This is a genomic window from Mycobacterium sp. UM_11, assembly GCF_001414075.1.
Lineage (GTDB): Bacteria > Actinomycetota > Actinomycetes > Mycobacteriales > Mycobacteriaceae > Mycobacterium.
This window is the reverse complement of the sequence record NZ_LATC01000014.1, coordinates 1-23518: the sequence shown is the minus strand read 5'-3', so window position 1 is coordinate 23518 and position 23518 is coordinate 1. Positions and strand designations below refer to the sequence as shown.

19 protein-coding genes are annotated in these 23518 nt (G+C 70.3%); 12 read left to right on the top strand and 7 right to left on the bottom strand.

Annotated features, from left to right (window positions below; all coding sequences use genetic code 11):
* Positions 1-4 precede the first annotated feature (4 nt).
* From WU80_RS05765 to trmB, 3 genes are all read right to left on the bottom strand, one after another.
* Positions 5-2881 (bottom strand): MMPL family transporter, encoded by a 2877-nt coding sequence (locus tag WU80_RS05765; RefSeq protein WP_055401093.1) that lies wholly within the window; start codon positions 2879-2881, stop codon positions 5-7.
* 61 nt (positions 2882-2942) lie between these two features.
* On the bottom strand, positions 2943-3647 hold the full coding sequence (locus tag WU80_RS05760; protein ID WP_055401169.1) for an NYN domain-containing protein: 705 nt from the start codon (positions 3645-3647) through the stop codon (positions 2943-2945).
* Positions 3648-3656: 9 nt separating this feature from the next.
* Positions 3657-4436, bottom strand: coding sequence for a tRNA (guanosine(46)-N7)-methyltransferase TrmB (trmB, locus tag WU80_RS05755; protein ID WP_197281142.1), 780 nt, complete (start codon positions 4434-4436; stop codon positions 3657-3659).
* 171 nt (positions 4437-4607) lie between these two features.
* Between trmB and WU80_RS05750 the strand changes: the two genes are divergently transcribed.
* From WU80_RS05750 to WU80_RS05740, 3 genes are all read left to right on the top strand, one after another.
* A complete protein-coding gene (locus WU80_RS05750; protein ID WP_055401088.1) occupies positions 4608-5672 on the top strand; it encodes a hypothetical protein in 1065 nt (354 codons plus the stop codon).
* Positions 5669-7246 (top strand): hypothetical protein, encoded by a 1578-nt coding sequence (locus WU80_RS05745; protein ID WP_055401167.1) that lies wholly within the window; start codon positions 5669-5671, stop codon positions 7244-7246. Before WU80_RS05750 ends, WU80_RS05745 begins: the two co-directional genes overlap by 4 nt.
* Before the next feature lie 147 nt (positions 7247-7393).
* A complete protein-coding gene (locus WU80_RS05740; protein WP_055401086.1) occupies positions 7394-9223 on the top strand; it encodes a phosphoenolpyruvate carboxykinase (GTP) in 1830 nt (609 codons plus the stop codon).
* 13 nt (positions 9224-9236) lie between these two features.
* On the opposite strand, the gene WU80_RS05735 is transcribed toward WU80_RS05740, so the two are convergent.
* A complete protein-coding gene (locus tag WU80_RS05735) occupies positions 9237-10325 on the bottom strand; it encodes a sensor domain-containing diguanylate cyclase (RefSeq protein WP_055401084.1) in 1089 nt (362 codons plus the stop codon).
* A 151-nt stretch (positions 10326-10476) separates the two neighbouring features.
* On the opposite strand from WU80_RS05735, the gene fadD4 reads away from it, so the two are divergent.
* Together fadD4 and WU80_RS05725 are read left to right on the top strand one after the other, a co-directional pair.
* Positions 10477-11994, top strand: coding sequence for a fatty-acid--CoA ligase FadD4 (fadD4, locus tag WU80_RS05730; protein ID WP_055401081.1), 1518 nt, complete (start codon positions 10477-10479; stop codon positions 11992-11994).
* Positions 11995-12041: 47 nt separating this feature from the next.
* Entirely contained in the window at positions 12042-12938 is an 897-nt protein-coding gene (locus WU80_RS05725) for an enoyl-CoA hydratase/isomerase family protein (RefSeq protein ID WP_055401165.1), read from the top strand.
* 7 nt (positions 12939-12945) lie between these two features.
* Here WU80_RS05725 and WU80_RS05720 read toward each other — a convergent pair whose 3' ends face one another.
* Positions 12946-13389 (bottom strand): CD225/dispanin family protein, encoded by a 444-nt coding sequence (locus WU80_RS05720; protein WP_055401079.1) that lies wholly within the window; start codon positions 13387-13389, stop codon positions 12946-12948.
* Positions 13390-13505: 116 nt separating this feature from the next.
* Positions 13506-14651, bottom strand: a complete 1146-nt coding sequence (locus WU80_RS05715) for an acyl-CoA dehydrogenase family protein (protein ID WP_055401162.1) — start codon at positions 14649-14651, stop codon at positions 13506-13508.
* A 30-nt stretch (positions 14652-14681) separates the two neighbouring features.
* Between WU80_RS05715 and WU80_RS05710 the strand changes: the two genes are divergently transcribed.
* From WU80_RS05710 to WU80_RS05700, 3 genes are read left to right on the top strand one after another with little or no spacing between them, the layout of a single operon-like run.
* Positions 14682-15683, top strand: coding sequence for a MaoC family dehydratase (locus tag WU80_RS05710; RefSeq protein WP_231633755.1), 1002 nt, complete (start codon positions 14682-14684; stop codon positions 15681-15683).
* Positions 15684-15700: 17 nt separating this feature from the next.
* Positions 15701-16891, top strand: coding sequence for a CoA transferase (locus tag WU80_RS05705; protein WP_055401076.1), 1191 nt, complete (start codon positions 15701-15703; stop codon positions 16889-16891).
* Positions 16885-18189 carry an amidohydrolase family protein gene (locus tag WU80_RS05700; protein ID WP_055401074.1) on the top strand — a complete coding sequence of 435 codons (1305 nt, stop codon included), beginning with the start codon at positions 16885-16887 and terminating at the stop codon, positions 18187-18189. The genes WU80_RS05705 and WU80_RS05700 overlap by 7 nt, the downstream gene beginning before the upstream one ends.
* Before the next feature lie 7 nt (positions 18190-18196).
* Here the strand turns inward: WU80_RS05700 and WU80_RS05695 are convergent, their stop codons facing one another.
* Positions 18197-19096 carry an alpha/beta hydrolase gene (locus WU80_RS05695; protein WP_055401072.1) on the bottom strand — a complete coding sequence of 300 codons (900 nt, stop codon included), beginning with the start codon at positions 19094-19096 and terminating at the stop codon, positions 18197-18199.
* Between the two features lie 106 nt (positions 19097-19202).
* Between WU80_RS05695 and WU80_RS05690 the strand changes: the two genes are divergently transcribed.
* The 4 genes from WU80_RS05690 to WU80_RS05675 all read left to right on the top strand — a co-directional run.
* The gene (locus WU80_RS05690) at positions 19203-19988 is read left to right on the top strand and encodes an alpha/beta fold hydrolase (protein WP_369808498.1); all 786 of its coding nucleotides are present in this window, start codon (positions 19203-19205) and stop codon (positions 19986-19988) included.
* A gap of 158 nt (positions 19989-20146) precedes the next feature.
* Positions 20147-20815 carry a hypothetical protein gene (locus WU80_RS05685; RefSeq protein ID WP_055401070.1) on the top strand — a complete coding sequence of 223 codons (669 nt, stop codon included), beginning with the start codon at positions 20147-20149 and terminating at the stop codon, positions 20813-20815.
* Positions 20816-20994: 179 nt separating this feature from the next.
* Positions 20995-22173, top strand: coding sequence for an alpha/beta hydrolase (locus WU80_RS05680; protein ID WP_055401069.1), 1179 nt, complete (start codon positions 20995-20997; stop codon positions 22171-22173).
* A 44-nt stretch (positions 22174-22217) separates the two neighbouring features.
* The coding region (locus tag WU80_RS05675; protein WP_055405736.1) for a wax ester/triacylglycerol synthase family O-acyltransferase at positions 22218-23518 on the top strand (1301 nt) is incomplete at its 3' end.

Below are 23518 nucleotides of genomic sequence, written 5' to 3'. Positions count from 1 at the left end.
GGATCTACAGCCGTCCCTCGCGCCGCAGCAGGTCCTGGGCGGACACGCCGCCGCCGGAGCGCCGGCGCTGGCGCGCGTCGCCGTTGTCGCCCTGTGGGTGCGAGGTGAGCTTCTCGGTGGCCGGTTCGGAGTCGTTGCCCTCCGACCGTGCGGACGGGAACGCGGTGGTCGGTTCGGCGTCGCCGGCGTCAGATCGATTGCCGGGCACCGGGATTGCGCGGGTCTGGCCGCCGGATGGCGGCGGCGGTGGCGCCGCGGGGCCCGGGGTGACAGGCCGCGCGGGCGCCGGCGGCGCCGGGTTGGCGGGGCCGGCGTTGGGCACCGAAAGCCGCGTCGTCTTGGCCTCCGTCGGCGGCCGGGTCTGCGACCGCGCGGCGTCGGGCGCCTGCGCCGGGGCGCGCATCGCCGCGCCCGCGGGCACTTCCTGACCGGGTTTCGGCTCGGCCGGGCCCGGGCGCGTCGCGCGCGACGGCTCGAGGGCCGCGGGGTGGGTGGGATCGTGCGGTGCGCGCGGCGCGGCCGCGGCCAGGCTGGCCGACACCGGCGGGCGGGCGGGGCGCCCGTTGAGGGTCGGCCGCTTGCGCTCGTCGGGCAGGTCGATCTCGCCCAGCCCGATCCGGTTCTGCAGCCGCCTGGCCCAGCGCGGGGCCCACCAGCAGTCGTCGCCGAGCAGTTTCATCACCGACGGCACCAGGAACATCCGGACCACGGTGGCGTCCAGCAGCAGCGCCGCCATCAGCCCGAACGCCAGGTATTTCATCAGCACCAGGTCGGAGAACACGAACGAGCTGGCCACGACGGCGAGCACCAGGGCGGCGGCCGTGATCAGGCGCCCGGTTGTCGCGGTGCCGATCCGGATGGCCTCGGCGGTCGACATGCCGCGCTCGCGCGCCTCGACCATGCGCGACACCAGGAACACCTCGTAGTCGGTGGCCAGGCCGAAGCCCACCGCGACCACCAGCGCGATCACCACCACCATCAGCGGGGTGGGCGTGAAGTTGAGTACGCCGGACAAATGGCCGTCGACGAAGATCCACGTCAGGATGCCCATCGTCGACCCCAGCGTCAGCGCGCTCATGAGCACCGCCTTGACCGGCAACACCACCGACCCGAACGCCAGGAACATCAGCAGCAGCGTGGCGCCCAGCAGCAGCACCAGCATCAGCGGGGCCTTGTCGAACAGGCTGTGGATGCTGTCCTGCTCCAGGGCGGGGGTGCCGCCGACATAGAGGTTGAAGCCCTTCGGCGGATTTATCGCCCGGAGTTCGCTGATCTTCTTGGCGGCGTCGTTCTTATTGACCAGGCCGTTCTGGATCACGCGCACCGAGCCGTCCTTGGGCACCGTCGTGCCGTTCGGTCCGGCGACGCAGGGGTTGCCGGCAATGGTCGGGCACGGCCGCTCCTCCCAGGTCTTGTCGGTGAACCCGCCGATCGAGGAAATCCTGTTGCGGATGTCGGCGACCTGCTGGTCGGTGACCTTGCTGTGATTGGTGCTCTGGATCACCATCGTCAGCTGTTCGGTGCGGTAGCCGGGGAAGAGCTTGTCGAAGTGTTCCTGCGCCTGACGCACGGGATTGGTCGGTGGCAGGTACTTTTCGCTCATGCCGCCGAACGACAGGTTGCTCAGCGGGATGACCAGCAAAATCATGGCGACGGCGATCGGGATGGCGAACGCCAGCGGCCGCTTCATCACCCAGTTGACGAGCTTGCCCCAGAACCCGGCCTCGACCTCTTCGCGGGTCTTGGTCTTCTGCAGCCGATCGGCCAGCCAGTTCAGGTAGGCCCGCGACCACTTCCAGTTCCGCAGGAAGGGCACCCGGAATGCGGTCCGCACGCCCAGCGCGTCGACGTGGCGGCCGAGGATGCCCAGGCAGGCCGGCAGGAACGTGATCGACAGCAACGCGGCGAGCCCCACGGCGGCGAAGATCGCGTAGGTCAGCGAGTGCACGAAGCCCTGCGGCAGCACCAGCAGGCTGGCGCTCGACGCGATGATCAGGACCGCCGAGAACGTCACGGTGCGCCCGGCCGTCATCACGGTGCGCCGCACGGCGGTCTCGGTGTCGTAACCCTCCGCGATCTCTTCTCGGAACCGGCTCACCACGAAGAGCCCGTAGTCGATCGCGATACCCAGGCCGATCAGCGACACCACCGGCTGGGCGAAATAGTGCACCGGCCCGAAAACGGCGACCAGCCGCAGAATGCCCAGTGAGCCCGCGATGCTGAGCCCACCCACGATCGCCGGCATGCCCGCGGCGACCGCACCGCCGAACACCAGGAACAAGACCACCGCCACCATCGGGACCGCGAGGACCTCCATGCGGCGCTGGTCGGTGGCGATGGTGCCGGTCAGGGCGTTGGCGATCGGCTCCAGCCCGGCCAGCGCCACCGTTCCGCCGTCGAGCTTCTGCAGGTCGGGCGCGATGGCCTTGTAATTGTTGAGGATGCTGTCGTCGTCGTCACCCTTGAGCGGGATGGAGACGAAGGTGTGCTTGCGGTCCTCGCTCACCATCCCCTTGATCAACGGGTTGGTGCTATCGGGCGCGGCCAGCCAGCCGGCCCAGCCGACGACCTGGTCGGCGTGGTCGGTCTTGAACTTGTTGAGCTGCGCGACGATCTTGTCCCGCCAGGCCGGGTCGTCCACCGTTTTGCCCTCGGGGGCGGTGAAGGTGGCGACGATGTGGCTGGTGCGGTCGCGGCCGTAGGTCTGGTCGCCCAGCACCGAGGCCTTCACGGATTGGCTGCCCTCGTCGTAGAAGCCGCTCTGTGTGACATGCTTGCCGAGGCTCATCCCGAAAACGCCGCCCAGCAGGCACAGAGCTACCGTGACCCCGATCACGATGTACCGGTACCGGTACACAGTTCGACCCCACCAGGCGAACACGCAAGCTCCTTACTGGATCGTTGACGACCCGCACGGTACGTTTCGGTTTTTCAAGCCAGTGTCACACACGCGCGGTCAACAGAGCGGACAGCGGCCGGAACGGCTGCAGCCATGCTCCCTGGTCAGGCAGCGAATCCAGGCCGATTCGCGGCAACGGCTCCCGGAACACACCGCTGATGTCTTCCAGGTCGACAAAGTCCAAGGTATCCGACGCTAGCGCCCAACTCGCATGTTCGCGAAATCCGATGACCTGGACGGTGACTCCGGTGCGGGCGATTTCCTCCAGCGGTTGACGAAATGCCTGTCCGTCGGCCGACGCCACCACCAGCGCCGCCAGCCCCTGGCTGCGCCGCAGCTCGATGTGGGCGAGCATGTCGCGGTCGACGTCGCTGTCCTCGTCGATCTTCGGCTTGGCGAATACCGCGAACCCCACGTTGCGCAGCGCGTCCACCCACGGGCGGACGACGTCGGCGCTGCCCGGCGCGATGTTGGTGAACACGGTGGCCTCGGGTTCGACCACGACGCCCGGCCGGCCGGCGCTGACCTCGGCCGTGCGCGCCAACAGCCAGCGGCCCAGCGCGTCGAACCGCGGGCGCTCCAGCGCGGTGGGGCGTCGACCCAGGATCGAGCCGAGCCCCATGTCGAGGTTGGGCGCGTCCCACACCAGCAACACCCGCCCGCCCGGCGGGGAGAAGCCGCCCAGCGCGTCGTCGGACAACACCGCCACCGGCTGTTCTGCCACGGTCTTTTCTTCCGCCAGGCTCATGGTCATCGCCTACTCATGTCGTAGCCAGATGAATTCGGTGACGGCGCTGCCCGCATCGTGGGCTTTCGTCTCGTATTTGGTGGTCGGCCGCACCACCGAGATCGGCAACCCGCCTGCGTCGTCGACGCGCGACAGCCGCGGCTCGGCATCGCCGACGGCGCCGATGTGCTCGGCGTAGCCGGCATGGTCCGTCGCGGCATGGAGGACACCACCAGGGAGTAACCGGTCGGCGATCAGGCCAATCGTGCCGGGCTGCAGAAACCGGCGCTTGTGGTGCCGGGCCTTCGGCCAGGGGTCGGGGAAGAAGACGCGCACCCCGGTGAGGGAGCGGGACGGGATCAGCCGCTGCAGCACGTCGACCGCGTTGCCGCGGATCAACCGGACGTTGCCGACCCCCTCGCGGTCGATCGCGCAGAGCAGTTGCGCCAGCCCCCGCTTGTAGATCTCCACCGCGATCACATCTATACCGGGCTCATCCTTGGCCATCGCCAACGTCGAAGTGCCGCTGCCGCAACCGATCTCGAGCACCAGCGGCGCCTGCCGGCCGAACCATGCGCGGGTGTCCAGCGGCGACGGGTCATCGCTTTCGCCGCCCCCCAGGGACAGACCGAGCTCCGGCCACCGCCGTTCCCACGTCTGCCGCTGGGCGTCGGACAGGGCCGACCGTCGGGAGCGAAACGTCGATGCCGGAAGATAGCGCTGGTCGCGGCGGTCGTCCGATTGCTCCTCCGGCGCGACCCGACACATTCCCACCCCGGGTTGCGCATGCATTTGTCCATCGTGACCCATAACCGAGTGATGTAGCCGCCCCTGGTCCAGATTGATACCCAACAGTTGCCTTCAGCTGGTAACAGTCAGACGGTGGCTCGCATCAAAGTGACGCAAGTGCCACGATTCGGTGGAACTCCGATCGGCCCCCGGGTCGGAACCGTCGCACCGCACGCAGGACATGAGAGGACCATGAGGGGACAAGGACACCGGGATTTCGTCGACGAGCTGGCGCGATTCGCCGCCGGTCACGCCGACCCACGGGTGACGGCCATCGCCGAGCGGACCGCCGCTCCGCTGCGCGTGCACGTCCGGGGACGCCGCGGCGTGGGTTGCGCCACGGTGGCCCGGGCGCTGGACCGCGTCGGAGCGGCCGCGGGGATCTCGGTGACCACCGCCGATGACGCCGACCTCGTCGTCTACGTGACCACCGAGGTGGTCAAGCCCGAAGACATCGACGCGATCGCCGCCGCGCAACGCCCGGTGCTTGCGGTGCTGAACAAGGCGGACCTGGCCGGGCCGCTCTCCCGCGGCGACGGGCCCATCGCCGCGGCGCGGACCCGTTGCGCCGAGCTCGCCGAGGTCGCCGGCGCGCCCATGGTTCCGCTGGCCGCGCTGCTCGCCGTCGCCGCGCTCGACGGCCTGGACGCCCCGCTGTGGGCGGCGCTGCGGACGCTGGCCGCGCATCCCGGCGCCGCCGCCCTCGACGGTTCGTTCGCCGGGTTCCTGTCCGCGGACAACCCCGTGCCGGCCGAGATGCGGCTGCGCCTGCTGGCCACCCTGGATCTGTTCGGCATCGCGCTCGGCGTCGCCGCGGTCCGGCAGGGCCGGACGCCCGCGCAGGTGCGGGCGCTGCTGCGCCGGACGAGCGGGGTCGACGCCGTGCTGTCCCGCCTCTCGATCGCCGGCGCCGAGACGCGCTACCAGCGGGTGCTCGAGGCCGTCGCCGATCTGGAGGCGCTCGCGGTGGGCGACGAGACCATCAGCGGGTTCCTGTCCCGCGACGAGACGGTGCTCGCCCGCATGGCGGCCGCCGTCGACCTGGCCGCGGCGGCCGGGCTGGACCGGGACAACGCGGGACCGGCGGATTGGGACGGCGACCCGTCCGCGCACCTGCCGCGCGCGGTGCGCTGGCAGCGGTACAGCCGCGCGGCGGCGAGCGACCTGCACCGCGCCTGCGGGGCGGACATCGCCAGGGGATCGATGCGGCTGTGGTCGCAGACCTGCGGTTCGCTGGCCCGGGGGGACTGGCGGTGAGCGGCGAGACGCACGACGATCCGGTGGCCCAGGTCGACGCGCTGGTGGCGGACATCGGACCGGAGCTGGACGCCCCGGCCATCCACCGCCGCGACGTGGTGCTGGTGACCGGGCCGTGGATGGCCGGGGTCAGTGCGGTGGCCGCGGCGCTGGCCGAACGGCTGCCGGAGCACAAGTTCGTCGAGTCCGCGGAACTGGGGCCCGGTGACGTGCCGATGGCGGTGGTGTTCGTCGTATCCGCGGCGGCCCATCTGACGCCGTCGGACTGCGCGCTGCTGGACGCCGCCGTCGCGCAGACCGATGCCGTGGTCGGCGTGGTGTCCAAGATCGACGTGCACCGGGGGTGGCGCGACGTCGTCGCCGCGAACCGCGAGACGCTGGCCGCGCACGCGCCGCGCTACGGCGAAGTGCCCTGGGTGGGCGCGGCCGCACTGCCCGACCTGGGCGAGCCGAACGTCGACGACCTGGTGGCGGCGCTCTCGGCGCGGCTGGCCGACCCCGAGCTCGCGCGCCGAAACAGGCTGCGCGCCTGGGAGTTCCGGCTCAACACGGTCGCGCAGCGGTTCGACCGCGATGCCGACGGCGCCGGGCGGCGGGCACGGGTCGACGCGTTGCGCGCCGAGCGCAGCACGGCCCTGCGGCAGCGGCGCGAGGCCAAGACCGAGCGCACCATCACGCTGCGCGGCCAGATCCAGCAGGCCCGCGTTCAGCTGTCCCACTTCGCGCGCAACCGCAGCTCGTCGGTGCGCAGCGAACTGCAGGAAGACGCCGCCGGGCTGTCCCGGCGCGCCATGGCGAACTTCGAGGCGCACGCGCGCGGGCGGCTGGACGAGGTGGTCGCCGAAGTGAACGACGGCACCGCCACCCACCTCACCGACGTGGCGCAGGTGGTGGGGGTCGCGACGACGCTGCCGCCGCTCGAGCAGCTGCCGACGGTCGACGTCCCGCCGCCCCCGCTGAAATCGCGGCGGCACGAGACCTGGCTGATGCTGCTGCTGGGCGCCGGGTTCGGCCTGGGCGTGGCGCTGACCCTGAGCCGGCTGCTGAGCGGGCTGGCCGCGCGCCTCAATCCCGCCCTTTCCGTCGCCGCGGCCGTGGCCTGCGTGGCGATCGGGCTGGCGGTCACCCTGCTGGTGGTCAACCTCCGCAGCCTGCTGCGCGACCGGGCGGTCCTGGACCGCTGGGCGGGCGACGTGACCTCCACGCTGCGGTCGGTGGCCGAGGAGCTGGTGGCCACCCGGGTGCTGGTGGCCGAGTCGGTGCTGAGCAAGGCGGTGCTGGCCCAGGACGAGGTGGAGAACGCGGAGGTGAGCGACCAGGTCAGCGCCATCGACCGGGAGCTGCGCGCGCACGCCATGGCCGCCTCGCGGGCCGCCGCGGCGCGGGACCGGGAGATGCCCACGGTGCGGGCCGCCCTGGACGCGGTGCGTGCGGAACTCGGCGAATCGGGTATACCTGCGTCTGATGTGCCCGCTTCGGACGTGAAAAAGGACGCGACGAGCGAGGCGACGGAAAAACCGGCTTCTTTCAGCGGGGATGGCGATTCCGGGGGATCTTCTGAATCGTTGTTGTGAGAAGGCTTATACCTGCCCGAGACTTCCCCGACAAGTTGCTCACGATAACCTGTAGTTAACGCCACCATGTCCACCGTTGTGTGGGCGACCGCATACGCGATGGCTGTAACGAGAAGCCCGAGACGCAGAAGAATTCAGGAGACTTCGATGACCTCAGCGACCATTCCCGGTTTGGACAACGCGCCCACGAAACATCAGGGGCTGCTGTCGTGGGTACAGGAGGTCGCCGAGCTCACCCAGCCGGAGCGCGTGGTGTTCACCGACGGCTCGGCCGAAGAGTTCGACCGGTTGGCCGGTCAGCTGGTCGAGGCGGGCACCTTCACCAAGCTGAACGAGAAGAAGCACCCCAACTCCTACCTGGCGCTGTCCGACCCGTCCGACGTGGCGCGGGTGGAGTCGCGGACCTTCATCTGCTCCGAGCGCGAGATCGACGCCGGTCCCACCAACAACTGGATGGACCCGGCCGAGATGCGGTCCCTGATGACCGACCTGTACCGCGGCTGCATGCGGGGCCGCACCATGTACGTGGTGCCGTTCTGCATGGGCCCGCTCGGCGCCGACGACCCCAAGCTGGGCGTGGAGATCACCGACTCCGAGTACGTCGTGGTGTCGATGCGCACGATGACCCGGATGGGCAAGGCCGCGCTGGAGAAGATCGGCGACGACGGGTTCTTCGTCAAGGCACTGCATTCGGTGGGCGCCCCGCTCGAGCCGGGCCAGAAGGACGTCCCGTGGCCGTGCAACGACACCAAATACATCACCCACTTCCCGGAGACCCGCGAGATCTGGAGCTACGGCTCGGGCTACGGCGGTAACGCGCTGCTGGGCAAGAAGTGCTACTCGCTGCGCATCGCGTCGGCGATGGCCCACGACGAGGGCTGGCTGGCCGAGCACATGCTGATCCTCAAGCTGATCTCCCCGGAGAACAAGGCGTACTACTTCGCCGCCGCGTTCCCGTCGGCGTGCGGCAAGACCAACCTCGCGATGCTGCAGCCGACCATCCCCGGTTGGCGCGCCGAGACCCTGGGCGACGACATCGCCTGGATGCGCTTCGGCAAGGACGGCCGGCTGTACGCGGTCAACCCGGAGTTCGGCTTCTTCGGGGTGGCGCCGGGCACCAACTGGAAGTCCAACCCCAACGCGATGCGCACCATCGCCGCGGGCAACACCGTCTTCACCAACGTCGCGCTGACCGATGACGACGAGGTGTGGTGGGAAGGCCTCGAGGGCGAGCCGGATCACCTGATCGACTGGAAGGGTCAGGACTGGTACATCCGCGAGACGGAAACCAAAGCCGCCCACCCGAATTCGCGGTACTGCACCCCGATGTCGCAGTGCCCCATCCTGGCGCCGGAGTGGGACGACCCGCAGGGCGTGCCGATCTCGGGGATCCTGTTCGGCGCCCGGCGCAAGACCACGGTGCCGCTGGTGACGCAGGCCCGCGACTGGCAGCACGGCGTGTTCATGGGCGCCACCATGGGCAGCGAGCAGACCGCCGCCGCCGAGGGCAAGGTCGGCACGGTGCGCCGCGACCCGATGGCCATGCTGCCGTTCCTGGGCTACCACGTGGGTGACTACTTCCAGCACTGGCTGGACCTCGGCAAGAACTCCGACGAGTCGAAGATGCCGAAGGTGTTCTTCGTCAACTGGTTCCGCCGCGGCGAGAAGGGCGAGTTCCTGTGGCCCGGCTTCGGCGAGAACAGCCGGGTGCTGAAGTGGATCGTCGACCGCATCGAGCACAAGGCCGGCGGCCAGGACACCCCGATCGGCATCGTGCCGAGCGCCGAGGACCTCGACCTGGACGGCCTCGATGTGGCCGCCGAGGACGTCGCGAAGGCGCTGGCGGTCAACACCGCCGAGTGGCGCGAAGAGCTGCCCCTGATCGAGGAGTGGTTCGAGTTCGTCGGCGAGAAGCTGCCGACCGGCGTCAAGGACGAGTTCGAGGCGCTCAAGCAGCGGCTCGCCGACGCCGATTAGCTTGCGCTAGAGCTCATCCCGCGCGCCGTGAGTGCGGGCTCGACCTCTTCTCGGCGTACATCAGTTCGTCGGCCTGGGCCAGCAACTCGTCCACGCTCGCGTGTTCGGCGACGGGCGCCTGCACCAGGCCGATGCTGGCCGAAAGTCGGTAGGGCCGCTCGCTTTTCGCGTTGAAGGAGCGAAAGGCCCGGGTGAGGCGCTCCTTGACCGCTTCGGTGCCGCCGTCATTCTCGGTGACCATGACGCAGAATTCGTCGCCGCCCAGGCGCGCGACGATGTCGGACTCGCGGCGCACGCCGAGCAGCACCCGGGCGACATCCTTGATCAGGGCGTCGCCAACGTCGTGCCCCTGTTCGTCGTTGACCCGCTTGAGCCCGTCGACGTCGAGGAACGCGAGCACGCAGTTGTGGCCGAGGTGGTGGGCGCCGCGCAGCTTCTGCTCGGCCAGCAGGTAGAAGCCGCGACGGTTGTTGAGCCCGGTCAGTTCGTCGGTGACGGACAGCCGGCTGATCTCCTCGTTGGCTCTCTGAAGCTCCGCGGTGCGGTCGCGCACCCGCTCCTCGAGTTCGGAGTAGACCTGGACGTTTTCCATCGCGATCGACGTCGAGTCCGCGAGGGCCTGCAGCAGGCGAACCTCCTGCTCGGACGGCGGATGCCGGTGCGCCCAGTAGTTGCCGATGGCCCCGATCGGGTCGAGCTTGCGGATCGGGACCATCACCAGGCTCTTGACGAACGTCGCGCGGTAGATGCCCTGCGGGATGCGCGAATCCCGGAAGATGTCCGGGATGATCGCCGCTTCCCGATGCCGCATCGCCCAACCGCTGATGCAGATCTCGATCGGGAAGCGGCTGCCCTTCCACAGCGGCGCGATGGCGTCCTCGTCGGCGTAGTAGCAGGTGTCGTTGTCGCGCAGCACGAACGTGGCCCCGTCGCAGCCGGTGAGCTCGCGCGCCGAGGTCCGCACGATGCGCTGGATCTCCGGAAGGCTGCGCGCCAGCGACAGTTCCTGGACCGCCTGCAGCAGGCGCTCCATGCCGTCGACATAGTCGTACACGCCGAATTGGCCGGTGGGGGAACAGCACGCGGCGGGCACCGTGTCCATGTGCACCTCCGAACCCGTCGCGCCAGCAAACCGGCGGCGTAGGGGCAATGTACCGTACCGGCGAACGCGCCGGGGGCGGCGAATCCGCCGATGACCGGGATTTCAGCAACCACTTGACACCCGTCAAGTTTTTCGGCGGTACAGTCTGCGCATGCAGATTCGTGAGTATCTCGGGACGGGCAAGCCCGCGATCATTCTTCACCCGTCCGGCACCGTCATCACCTTCGACGAGCTGGAGGCGCGGGCCAACCGGCTGGCGCACTACTTCCGGCGGGCCGGCCTCACCGAGGGTGACGTGGTCGCGATCCTCATGGAGAACAACGAGCACATCCACGCGGTCATGTGGGCCGCGCGCCGCAGCGGTCTGTACTACGTGCCGATCAACACCCACCTGACGGCGGCCGAGGCCGCCTACATCGTCGACAACAGCGCCGCCAAGGCGATCATCGGGTCGGCCGCGCTGCGCAAAACCTGCGAGAACCTGGCCGAGCACTTGCCGGGCGGCCTGCCCGAACTGTTGCTGATCGCTGACGACGACCTCGACGGTTGGCAGCGCTACCCCGAATGCGTTGCGGGCGAGCCGGACACGCCGATCGACGACGAGCTCGAGGGCGACCTGCTGCAGTATTCGTCGGGCACCACCGGCCGGCCCAAGGGCATCAAACGCGAATTGCCGCACGTGCCGCCGGCGGAGGCGCCCGGCATGATGTCCGCACTCGTCGGCTTCTGGATGACGCCCGACTCGATCTACCTGAGCCCCGCGCCGCTGTATCACACCGCGCCGTCGGTGTGGTCGATGAGCGCGCAGGCGGGCGGCATCACGACCGTGGTGCTGGAGAAGTTCGACCCCGAGGGCTGCCTGCAGGCCATCCAGCGCTACCGCGTCACGCACGGCCAGTTCGTCCCGGCAATGTTCACCCGGATGCTGAAACTGCCCGAGGCGGTGCGCAATTCGTATGACCTGTCCAGCCTGCAGCGGGTGATGCACGCGGCGGCGCCCTGTCCGGTCGAGATCAAGAAACAGATGATGGACTGGTGGGGCCCGATCATCGACGAGTACTACGCCTCCTCGGAAGCCCACGGGTCGACGCTGATCATGGCCGAGGACTGGCTGGCGCATCCGGGTTCGGTGGGCAAACCCATGGCAGGCGCCGTGCACATCCTCGACGAGAACGGCGACGAGCTGCCGCCGGGGCAGGCGGGCGAGATCTACTTCGAGGGCGGAATGTCGTTCGAATACCTCAATGACGAGACGAAAACCGCCGCCTCCCGCTCCAGGCACGGGTGGGCAACCGTCGGCGACATCGGCTACCTCGACGACGAGGGCTACCTGTACCTCACCGACCGGCGCCACCACATGATCATCTCCGGCGGGGTGAACATCTACCCGCAGGAAGCCGAGAACCTCTTGGTGACTCACCCGAAGGTCTTGGACGCGGCGGTATTCGGCGTGCCCGACGACGAGATGGGGCAGCGGGTCGTGGCGGCCGTGCAGACCGTCGACCCCGCGGACGCCACGGACAGGTTCGCCGACGAGCTGGTGTCGTGGCTGCGGGATCGCCTGGCGCACTACAAGTGTCCGCGCTCCATCGCGTTCGAGGCGCAGCTTCCGCGCACCGACACCGGCAAGCTCTACAAGAACGGGCTGATCGAGAAGTACTCGGTGTGACACTGCGGATCGTCGACCTGGCGGAGCCGGCGCCGACCGGCGACGTCATGCCCGCGGGGGTGGTCGTCGCCGTGGGGCAAGTCGCGGGCGCCCCCGAATTCTGGCTCCAGAACGCGACATTCACGCTGACCGAGGAGGGCGACTGCGCGGACCGCCGGGTGATCGTCGTCGACTCGGTGCCCGACGCACTGGCCGCGCTCACCGAGCGCTGCGGGCGGTGGCCGCGGGCAAGCGCCGTGTGCGACGACGTCTTACGAGCGATCGATCCCGCCGGCCCGGCGCTGCCCGCCGTCCTGACCGAATCGTTGGCCTACTCGACCTTGCAGGCGGGTCCCGAGTTCGCGCGCTGGTTGGGCGAACGCGGCCCGGCCGAAGTGCCCGACATCGCCGATCCGGTGCGGGCGGAGCGCGACGGTGACACGCTGCGCATCGCGTTCAACCGGCCGCAGCGCCACAACGCCTTCTCCACCGACACCCGGGCCGCGCTGCTGGAGGCGCTGACCGTCGCGCAGCTGGACCCCTCGGTGACCGGGATCGTGTTGAGCGGCAACGGGCCGTCGTTTTGCAGCGGCGGGGACCTCGCCGAATTCGGCACCTTCGCCGACCCGGCGAGCGCGCACCTGGCCCGCACCCGGCACAGCCCCGCGCTGGCCCTCGACGCGCTCACCGCCCGGCTCGGCCGCGCCTGCAGGGCCGAGGTGCACGGCCGCGTGCTGGGCAGCGGGCTGGAGATGGCGGCGTTCTGCGGCCGGGTCGCCGCGCGGGCCGACGCGGTGTTCGGGCTACCCGAACTGCAACTCGGCCTGATCCCGGGCGCCGGCGGGACGCTGAGCGTCACCCGCCGGATCGGCCGGTGGCGCACCGCCTATCTCGTGCTGTCCGGCCGCACCATCGACGCGCAGACCGCGCTGGCCTGGGGCCTGGTCGACACCATCTGCGCCTAAAGCGTTGTCAGAAGCCCGAATACGTGGTGGTCGTGGTCGACGGCAGGTTGGAGACGGCGATCACGCCGATCGCCACATACAGGATGATCATGATCACCGCGAACACGACGCCGACGATGGCGCCGATGATGGCCCACTTCTTGGCGCTGTCGGCCGCCGCCTGGGCCTCGGCGTACCGCCCCTGGGACCACAGCCCGGAGACCTTGGTGGAGTACACGATCGAGACGATGCCGAACGGCAGGCAGCACAGCACGGTGCACAGGATGGCCCAGACGAGGTAGTTGTCCGGCTCGGCCTGGCCGGGCCAACCCGCTTGCGGGGCCGGGTAACCCGGTTGCGGCGCGGGATAACCCGGTTGCGGCGCCTGCCAGCCCGGCTGCTGGCCCTGCCATTCGGGCGGCTGACCCTGAAACTCCGGCGAGCCCTCGTATGGCCCTGGGGGATAACTCATGGCAGCCGACTTTCTTTCGACGCAGTAGCTTTTACCCGCCCGCCGCTTTGCTGGCGGATAAGTCAGGCAAGGATACAGCACACGTCGTCGTCAAGCCCGCACATTCGGACTCGCGCTCAGATGCCGCCCCGCGCCACGAGTTGCCCGGCGATCACGTTGCGCTGAATCTCGTTGGTGCCTTCGCCGACGATCATCAGGGGCGCGTCGCGGAAGTACCGCTCCACGTCGTATTCGCATGAGTAGCCGTACCCGCCGTGAATCCGCACCGCGTTCAGCGCGATCTCCATCGCCACTTCGGAGGCGAAGAGTTTGGCCATGCCGGCCTCCATGTCGCAGCGTTCACCGCTGTCGTAGCGCTCGGCGGCGTAGCGGGTGAGCTGCCGCGCCGCGGTCAGCTTGGTCGCCATGTCGGCCAGGTAGTTGCCGACCGACTGGTGCTTCCAGATGGGCCTTCCGAAGCTTTCCCGTTGCTGCGCATACGCGAGCGCGTCCTCGAGCGCCGCCGTACCCACGCCCAGGGCGCGGGCGGCCACCTGGATGCGGCCGGTCTCGAGGCCCTTCATCATTTGCGAAAAGCCTTCGCCCAGCTCGCCTCCCAGGACCGCGGACTCGGGCGCACAGAAGTCGTCGAAGGACAGCTCGCAGGACTCGACCCCCTTGTAGCCCAGCTTGGGCAGGTCCCGCGACACCGTCAGGCCGGGCCCGTGCTGGACGAGCACGATCGAGATGCCGCGATGGCGCGGGGTGGCTTGCGGATCGGTCTTGCACAGCAACGCGATCAGCCCCGACCGCCGCGCGTTGCTGATCCACGTCTTGGACCCGTTGATGCGCAAGCCCCCGGAGCCGTCAGGCACAGCGGTGGTCGTCATGTTCTGCAGGTCCGAACCGCCGCCCGGCTCCGTCAACGCCATGGTGGCCCGCAGCTCGCCGGTCGCCATCGCCGGCAGGTGGGCCCGCTTCTGCTCGTCGGTGCCGAACAGCGTCAGCAGCTTGGCCACCACGGTGTGTCCGCCCATCGCGCCGGCCAGGCTCATCCAGCCGCGGGCCAGCTCCTCGGTGACCCGCACGTAGCACGGCATCGACACCGGCGACCCGCCGTATTCCTCGGGGACGGCCAGGCCGAAAATGCCGATCCGCTTCATCTGCTCGATCCACGCCTCGGGATAGGTGTTGGCGTGCTCGACGTCGCGGACGGTCGGCTTCACGTCGCGGTCGATGAACGCCCGCACCGTGGCGACCAGCATCTCTTCTTCGTCGTTCAGCTCACTTCTCACATGTGCCATATTGGCCCCGTGACCTATGCGCGTGTACGGGAGGGCGGGCCCTACTTCGACGACCTTTCGGTCGGTCAGGTCTTCGACTGGGCGCCCGCGGCGACGCTGTCGTCGGGATTGGCCGCCGCCCACCAGGCGATCGTGGGCGATCGGCTGCGGCTCGCGCTGGACGCCAACCTGTGCGCGGCCGTCACCGGCCTGCCCGCCCCGCTCGCGCATCCGGCGCTGGTGTGCGACGTGGCGATCGGGCAGTCGACGCTGGCCACCCAGCGGGTCAAGGCCAACCTGTTCTATCGCGGGCTGGTGTTCCACCGGTTCCCGGTGATCGGCGATTCCCTCTATACCCGCACGGAAGTGGTTGGGCTGCGCCCCAATTCGCCGAAGCCCGGCCGGGCGCCGACCGGACTGGCGGCGCTGCGGATGACCACCGTCGACCAGGACGACCGGTTGGTGCTCGACTTCTACCGATGCGGCATGCTGCCCGCCGGCCCCGGCTGGCGGCCCGCGGCCGACGCCGCGCCGCCCGACGACCTGTCCGCCATCGGCACCGACGCGCCCGGCCCCGCGGCCGACCCGACCGCGACATGGGACGGCGCGGCGTTCCGCGACAAGGTGCCCGGTCCGCATTTCGATTCCAGTCTGGCCGGCGCGGTGCTGCACAGCACCGGCGACGTCGTCAGCAACGCGCCGGAGCTCGCCCGGCTGACCCTGAATATCGCCGCGACACACCATGATTCGCGCGTCGCGGGCGGCCGACTGGTGTACGGCGGCCATACCATCGGGCTGGCCCTCGCGCAGGCGAGCAGGCTGCTGCCCAATTTGGTGACGGTGCTGGGCTGGCAATCCTGCGACCACACCGGCCCGGTGCACGAGGGCGACACGTTGTACAGCGAGCTGCATGTCGAAACCGCCGAGCCGACCGCCCACGGGGGCGTGCTCGGGCTGCGGTCGCTCGTCTACGCCGTCGGCGAACCGGATCGCGCGGTGTTGGACTGGCGATTCAGCGCGCTGCAGTTCTGAGGAGACCCGCGAGCACAATGGGGGGCGTGAGCTCGGCCGCGTCGATGTGGGGCAGTAGCGGGCTGGCCTACCTGACCGGCCTGCCGGACGGGCCGCCCGACTTCTCCCGCGCCGGCGTGCTGACCCGCGCCCGGCGGGTGGCCGCGGCCGCCGGCGAGCGCCTGGGCATCACCGTCGACGCCGCCGGACTACTGGCCGGGCGGGCCGCATTGCTGGGCCTCACCCGCGGCGGCCGGGTGTCCGCCGGCGGTGCCACCCGATTGCTGGTCGCCGCGGACGGCTGGTGCGCGATCACGCTGTCGCGCCCCGACGACGCCGCGGCCGTCCCCGCGCTGGTGCAAACCGATGACGTGCCCGACGACCCCTGGCCGACGCTGCGGCACTGGGCCGCAACCCAACCGCGCTCGGCGATCGTCGAGCGCGCGGCCCTGCTCGATATCCCCGCGGCGGCCCTGGGCGAAGCGGCGGCCGCGTCGCCGCGGACGCGACCCTTGGGCGTCCGCGGGTCGGCCCGCGACGCCGGCGGCCTGCTGATCGCCGACCTGTCGTCCATGTGGGCGGGCCCGCTGTGCGGACAGCTGCTGGCGCGCGCCGGAGCGACCGTCGTCAAGGTCGAGAGCCCGGCGCGCCCGGACGGCACCCGGGCGGGCAACCCGGCGTTCTTCGACTGGATGAACGGTGAAAAGCTCTCGTACTGCCTGGATTTCGATGCTGACGCCGACGAGTTGCGCGCGTTGCTCGCCGCGGCCGACGTCGTGATCGAGGGCTCGCGCCTCGCGGCGCTGACCCGCCGGGGGCTGGGGCCGGACCAGACCGAGCCGCGGGCGGGGCGAATCTGGTTGCGCATCAAAGGCCATGAGGACGGCCGGCCCGCGTTCGGCGACGACGCCGCGGTGGCCGGCGGGCTGGTCGGCGCCGCTGCCGACGGGCCGGTGTTCTGCGGCGACGCCATCGCCGATCCGCTGACGGGGCTGGACGCCACCCGGGCGGTCGCCGAATCGCTGGGCCGCGGCGGCGGCGAACTGATCGAGATCTCGATGGCCGCCGTCGCCGCCGGCTACGCGGCGGTGCCCATGCAAGCGTCGGTCGCGAACCGGCCGGCGCCGCCCCCACCGGTCCCGCCGGCGTCCCGGCCGGCGGCCCGGCTGGGTGCCGACAACGACGCCGTGCGCCGTTTGATATCCGAACGGGCCTGTAGCCCATGCTGATTCGGCGCGCCACCCTGCTGGACGGGACGACCACCGACATCAGGGTCGGCGACCGGATCGACGAAATGGGTGAGACCCTGGTGGCCGAGCACGGCGAGAGCGTGCTCTACGCCGGCGGGGGACTCGTCCTGCCCGGCCTGCACGACCACCACGTGCACGTGCGCTCGGCCGCCTCCGCGCTGGATTCGTTCTTCGTCGGCCCACCCGGGGTCAGCACCAAAACCCAACTGACCCAACTGTTGTCGAATGCCACGCCGGGACCCGACGGGTGGATCCGCGCCGTCGGCTATCACGAATCAGTGGCCGGTGACCTGGACCGCGCCGCCCTCGACGCGATGGTTCGGCGCGTCCCGGTGCGCATCCAGCATCGCAGCGGTGCGCTGTGGATCCTCAACTCCGAGGCGCTGGGCCGCGTCGGGCTGGCCGACCATCCCGATGGGCGCCTGCGCAGCGCGGACCACGGCTGGTCGGACCTTTTGCAGCGGCGCGAGAGCGACCTGGCCGAACTCGGCCGGCGCATCACCGCGACCGGTGTCACCGGCGTCACCGACGCCACCCCCGATCTCGACGCCGATGACATGGTGTCGCTGATGGTGGCGCACCGGCGCGGCGAGTTTCGGCCGCGGCCAAGCTTCCTGTCCCCGGGCAAGAAGATCCTGCACGACGACCGCCTCGACCTGGACGGCCTGGCGGACTGGATCGCCGGGCACCACCGGGAGGACCGGCCGGTCGCCGTGCACTGCGTGACCGCCGCCCAACTGGTCGTCACCATCGCGGCACTGCGGGCGGCCGGCGGCCATCCGCGGGACCGCATCGAGCACGCGGCCGTGGTGCCCGACGACAACGTGGCCGACCTGGCCGAGCTCGGCGTCACGGTGGTGACCCAGCCCAATTTCGTCGCCGAGCGTGGCGATCACTACCTCGCAGACGTTCCCGCCGCCGAGCATCCCGCGCTTTGGCGGGTCGCCTCCCTGGCGAAAGCGGCAGTGCCGGTGGCCTTTTCCACCGACATGCCGTTCGGTCACGGCGACCCCTGGACGGCCATGCGCGCCGCCGTCCACCGCACCACCCCCGGCGGTGCGGTGCTCAATGCGAACGAATGTGTTTCCGCCCGAACTGCTTTGACGATGTTTCTGGGCCGGCCGGACCGGCCGGCCCAGCCGCGCACGGTCGCGGTCGGTGAGCCGGCGGACCTCTGCGTGCTGAGCGAGCCCCCGGACACCGCGCTGGCCGCGCTCGACGCCGGCATGGTGGCGGCCACCGTCATCGGCGGCGAGCTCGTTTACTTCGCGATGTGACCCGCGATCACGCCGCGAGGGCGAGCGCCGCGCGCAGACTGCCGCACTGGCTGTCGAAAAACCGCTGCGACACTTGCGCTTTAGGCACGACGAGGTCGAAGCCGTGGAAGGCGCCCGGAACGGTCTCGACCTGGCACGGCACCCCGGCGGCGGTCAGGCGTTCGGCGTAGGCCAGGTCCTCGTCGTGGAACAGGTCATGCGTGCCGACCCCGATCCAGGCCGGCGGCAGGCCGCTCAGGTCTTCGCGACGCCCCGGCACCGCCACCCGCGGGTCGGCGTCGCCGAGGTACGCCGACCAACCGAACTCGTTGCTGCGGTTGTCCCACAGCCGGTAGTTCGGACTGCGGCCGGTGGCCGAGCTGCGGTCGTCGAGCATGGGATAGGTCAGCAGCTGGAACGCGGGGCTGACCTCGGCACGGTCTCGTGCCAGCAGGGCCAGCGCCGCCGCCAGCCCGCCGCCGGCGCTCGCGCCGCCGATCGCCACCCGGTAGCGGTCCACGGACGGCAGCCCGGCCAGCCAGGTCAACGCCGAATAGCAGTCCTCCAGCGGGGCGGGGTACGGATGCTCCGGTGCCAGGCGGTATTCCACCGACGCGACAATGATGCCCAGGCGCCGGCTGAACTTGCTGCAGAGCCGGTCGTCCTGCTTGGCCGTGCCGATCACGTAGCCGCCGCCGTGGATCCACAGCAGCGCCGGGGACGGCTCGGCCAGGCCCGCCGGCCGGAAGAGCCGGACGCCCGCCCCCGAACCCAGGGTGATCACCTCGACGTCGCGGGCGGGCCTGCCCAGGCGTTCGCGCAACGCCATGCTGGCCCGCATGATCGGCAGGGTCCGGCGACCGACCAGGCGGCGGGGGGCGAAACGGGCGATCCGCTGCAGGTCGGGATGAACTTCGGTGTGCGGCACCGCATCAGTATCCCCGACGCCTCACGGGCGAAACCTGGTATCAGTGATACCGGGAGGCAACGTGAGCGGAAACGCCCCGCGGCTGAATCCGCGGTTCGTCGACACCGTGCTCGGCAAGATCCGCGTGCAGGTCACCCTCGGCGCCGGCGCCGCCGTGCTGCTGTGGCCCAGCCTGCTGATGACCGGGGACCTGTGGGCCGGCCAGGCCGCGCGCTTCGGCGAGGCCCACCGCTTGGTGCTCATCGACCCACCCGGCCACGGCGGCAGCGAGCCCCTCGGGTCGGGCTTCACCTTCGCCGACTGCGCCCGCTGCGTCGTCGACCTGTTGGACGGGCTCGGCATCGACCGCGCCCACTTCGTCGGCAATTCGTGGGGCGGCATGATCGGCGCCACGTTCGCGGCCCACTATCCCGACCGCGTGCACCGCGCAGTCCTGATGAACTGCACGGCGTCGAAAGCCGGTGCCGTTCAGAAGGCGAAGTACGCGGCCATGCTGCGCGGGGCGGCGCTGCTGGGCGGGATCCGGCCGCCCCTGACGCGGTCGGCGCTGCGCGCCTTCGTCGGCCCGACGACGCTGCGCACCCGGCCCGACGTGGTCGAGGCCGTGCGCGCGAACCTGCGGGCGGTCAACATCGAATCGGCGCGGTGGGCGGTCCGCAGCGTGGTACCCGCCCGGCCCGACCAGCACGCCCTGCTGCGAACGATCACGGTGCCCGTCCTGGTGGTCGCCGGTGCGGAGGACGCCACCTTCCCGGTCGCGGAGACCCGGGCCATGGCCGAGTCGATCCCCGGCGCGGCTTTCCGCGTGCTCGACGGGATCGCACACCTGGCGGCGCTCGAGGACCCCGCCCGGGTGAATGACGTGCTGGACGCCTTCCTGTTCGACAGTTGATCCGTGAGAACCCTTGGATTAACCGGTCGAAGATCGGGGTATCGGAGCAATGCTGACGAGCGTGTGTCAGCGTGCAGCTGTTGCTAGTTCGTCGTCGCAACGTCCCTCGCCGGGACCGAGCGCGGGCCGCCCGGTTGGGCAGGACGCGAGGGACGTGAATGCTGGGTCATCTTTACGATCGGGCACTCGGCGGCGAGCGATGTTGGATCCGCCACGACGACGGCGAGCTTCGGCCGCTGCCGGCGCACCGCTGGTTGGGCGTGCGATGTCCGGATGACGTGTGTCCCGGTGATGGATCTGGTGACGCCTTCGACGAAGACTTCGACGAAGCCGTCACGCAGATGTGCACCGGGCCGACCATTGAATTGGGTTGCGGGCCGGGCCGGTTGGTGGCCCGGCTGATTCAGCGGGGGATACCGGCCCTGGGCATCGACCGCTCGGTGGCCGCGATCCGGCTGGCGGGCCGCGGCGGCGCACCGGTCCTGCTGGGCGACGTGTTCGACCCGCTGCCCGCGATGGGGCTCTGGCAGACGGTGCTGCTGGTTGACGGCAACGTCGGCCTCGGCGGAGACCCGCGCCGCATCCTGGGGCGGGCGACCGAGCTGTTGGCGCGGGGCGGGCGCTGCGTGGCCGAGTTCGATGCCGAGGACATCGGCGTCCGTTCGCGCTGGGTGCGGCTGGAGTCGGCGCGCGAGGTCGGGCCCTGGTTCCGCTGGGCGTCGGTCGGCGTGGACAGCGCCGCCGGGCTCGCCGCGCAGGTCGGCCTGACGCTGACCGGTTGCCGGCTGATCGGCGGCCGGGTGATCGCGTGCCTGGCCGCCAGATGAGCGTGTCGCGACGGGTCTCGGACAGCAAACGCTGCCAAGGTTTTGAACAGGTCGACTTGTCACAGAGCAATTGCGCGCGGGACGTTTATGCAACGCCGCGCGTGCCGTCGGCTCAAACGTCAGTTTCGAAGTTGGGGCCGGGGGTACGCTGCCCTCACACGACGGCAAGGAGGCCGAGTATGAGTTCGTGCGCGAAATGGTTGCTGCGGGCCCGTCCCGGCGACTACGCGCTGGCCTTGAGCGTCGCAAGCGCTTCGCTGCCGGTGGTCGGTAAGCACCTCGAGCCCCTGGGCGGACTCACCGCTATGGGCATTTGGGGCGCCCGGCACGCGAACGACTTCCTTTCCGGGCGCAAGGAGCAGCGGCCGTCGGACGGCGACGCCGCCCGGCCCCAGGACGGGGCGAGCCTGCAGGACGTGTCCGTCGCGGCCCTGCGCGGCATCGTGTCCGCCGCGGACCTCGAATTGGAGTGGCCGGCCGCGCTGCGCACGCCACCGATCTGGGACGGGTTGCGCCAGCGCCGCTACCTGCACCGTCGCGCGGTCCACTATGGCGACCACCCCGCGCAGGTGCTCGACGTCTGGCGCCGCAAGGACCTGCCAGCGCAGCCCGCGCCGGTGCTGATCTTCGTGCCCGGCGGCGCCTGGGTGCACGGCAGGTGCATGGGGCAGGGCTCCGCCCTGATGTCGCGGCTGGCCGAGCAGGGCTGGGTCTGCCTTGCGATCGACTACCGCGTCGCCCCGCATCACCGCTGGCCGCGCCACATCGTCGACGTCAAGACGGCGATCGCGTGGGCGCGGGCAAACGTCGACAAGTTCGGCGGTGACCGCAATTTCGTCGCGGTGGCGGGCTGTTCGGCCGGCGGCCACCTGTCCGCGCTGGCCGGGCTCACCCCCGACGACGCGCAGTACCACGCGAAGCTGCCCGAAGGCGCCAACACCTCGGTGGATGCCGTGGTCGGCATCTACGGCCGCTACGACTGGGAGGACCGCTCGACTCCCGAGCGGGACCGGTTCGTCGACTTCCTCGAGCGGGTGGTCGTCCGCAAGCGGATGGACCGTCACCCGGAGTTGTTCCGCGACGCGTCGCCGATGGCGCGCGTGCACCGAAACGCCCCGCCGTTCTTGGTGATTCACGGCAGCCGGGACAGCGTCATCCCGGTCGAGCAGGCGCGCAGCTTCGTCGACCGGATGCGCGCGGTCTCCCACTCGATGGTCGGCTACCTGGAGCTGCCCGGCGCGGGCCACGGGTACGACCTCATCGACGGGGAGCGGGCGGGCGCCGCGGCGCACGCGGCGTCGCTGTTCCTCAACCAGGTGTATCGCACCAAGACGAACGCGGCCAAAGAGGTTATCTGAACTGCCGCCGCTGAGTATGGTCCCTCTATGGGTAAGGGGCAGGGGTGAAACGGCTCAGCGGGTGGGACGCGGTTCTGCTGTACAGCGAAACGCCGAACGTGCACATGCACACCATCAAAGCCGCTGTGGTCGAGCTGGATCCCGATCGGCATGACTTCGACATCGACACGTTCCGCGAGGTCATCCGCGGCCGGCTGAACAAGCTCGAGCCGTTCTGCTACCAGCTGGTCGAAATACCGTTCCAGCTACACCATCCGATGTGGCGGGAGAACTGCGAGTTGGACCTCTCCTACCACATCCGGCCGCTGCGGCTGCCCGCGCCGGGCGGGCGGCGCGAGCTGGACGAGGCCATCGGGCGCATCGCGAGCACGCCGTTGGACCGCAGCCGCCCGCTGTGGGAGATGTACTTCGTCGAGGGCCTCGCCAACAACCGCATCGCGGTGGTCGGCAAGATCCACCACGCGCTCGCCGACGGCGTCGCGTCGGCCAACCTGCTGGCCCGCGGCATGGACCTGCAGCCGGGGCCGGAGGGCGGCCCGTACGTGTGCGATCCGCCGCCCACCACCCGGCAGCTGATGAGTTCTGCGTTCGCCGATCACCTCCGCCACGTCGGACGGATCCCCGGGACCATCCGCTACACCGCCCAGGGGCTCGGCCGGGTCCGGCGCAGCTCCCGCAAGCTGTCCCCGGAGCTGAGCCGGCCGTTCGAGCCGCCACCGAGTTTCATCAACCACAAGATCACCCCCGAGCGCAGGTTCGCCACCGCCACCCTGGCGCTGGCCGACGTCAAGGAGACCGGCAAGCGGCTGGGCGCGACGATCAACGACATGGTGCTCGCCATGTCGGCCGGGGCGCTGCGGACGCTGCTGCTGCGCTACGACGGCCAGGCCGAACCCCTCCTGGCGTCGGTGCCGATGAGTTTCGACTTCTCGCCCGACCGGATCTCCGGGAACCGCTTCACCGGCGTGCTGGTAGGCCTGCCCACCGATTCCGACGATCCGCTGGAGCGGGTGCGGTGCAGCCACGAGAACGCCATCGCCGCCAAGGAGAGCAACCAGCTGATGGGGCCGGAGCTGGTCAGCCGCTGGGCGGCCTACATGCCGCCCGCCCCCACCCAGGCGTTCTTCCGGTGGGCCTCCGGCCGGGACGGGCACAACAAGATCCTCAACCTGAACATCTCCAACGTGCCCGGGCCGCGACAGCGCGGCCGGGTGGGCGGCGCGCTGGTCACCGAGATCTACTCGGTGGGTCCGTTGACCGCCGGCAGCGGGCTGAACATCACCGTGTGGAGCTACGTCGATCAGCTCAACATCTCCGTGCTGTCCGACCTGTCTCTTATACACAT

Bases quoted from the DNA above. Each gene is read 5' to 3' on its own strand.
- WU80_RS05760 (WP_055401169.1), bottom strand. From the start codon at position 3,647: ATGAGCCTGGCGGAAGAAAAGACCGTGGCAGAACAGCCGGTGGCGGTG.
- trmB (WP_197281142.1), bottom strand. From the start codon at position 4,436: ATGGGTCACGATGGACAAATGCATGCGCAACCCGGGGTGGGAATGTGT.
- WU80_RS05750 (WP_055401088.1), top strand. From the start codon at position 4,608: ATGAGGGGACAAGGACACCGGGATTTCGTCGACGAGCTGGCGCGATTC.
- WU80_RS05740 (WP_055401086.1), top strand. From the start codon at position 7,394: ATGACCTCAGCGACCATTCCCGGTTTGGACAACGCGCCCACGAAACAT.
- WU80_RS05735 (WP_055401084.1), bottom strand. From the start codon at position 10,325: ATGGACACGGTGCCCGCCGCGTGCTGTTCCCCCACCGGCCAATTCGGC.
- fadD4 (WP_055401081.1), top strand. From the start codon at position 10,477: ATGCAGATTCGTGAGTATCTCGGGACGGGCAAGCCCGCGATCATTCTT.
- WU80_RS05725 (WP_055401165.1), top strand. From the start codon at position 12,042: ATGCCCGCGGGGGTGGTCGTCGCCGTGGGGCAAGTCGCGGGCGCCCCC.
- WU80_RS05720 (WP_055401079.1), bottom strand. From the start codon at position 13,389: ATGAGTTATCCCCCAGGGCCATACGAGGGCTCGCCGGAGTTTCAGGGT.
- WU80_RS05705 (WP_055401076.1), top strand. From the start codon at position 15,701: ATGGGGGGCGTGAGCTCGGCCGCGTCGATGTGGGGCAGTAGCGGGCTG.
- WU80_RS05700 (WP_055401074.1), top strand. From the start codon at position 16,885: ATGCTGATTCGGCGCGCCACCCTGCTGGACGGGACGACCACCGACATC.
- WU80_RS05685 (WP_055401070.1), top strand. From the start codon at position 20,147: ATGCTGGGTCATCTTTACGATCGGGCACTCGGCGGCGAGCGATGTTGG.
- WU80_RS05680 (WP_055401069.1), top strand. From the start codon at position 20,995: ATGAGTTCGTGCGCGAAATGGTTGCTGCGGGCCCGTCCCGGCGACTAC.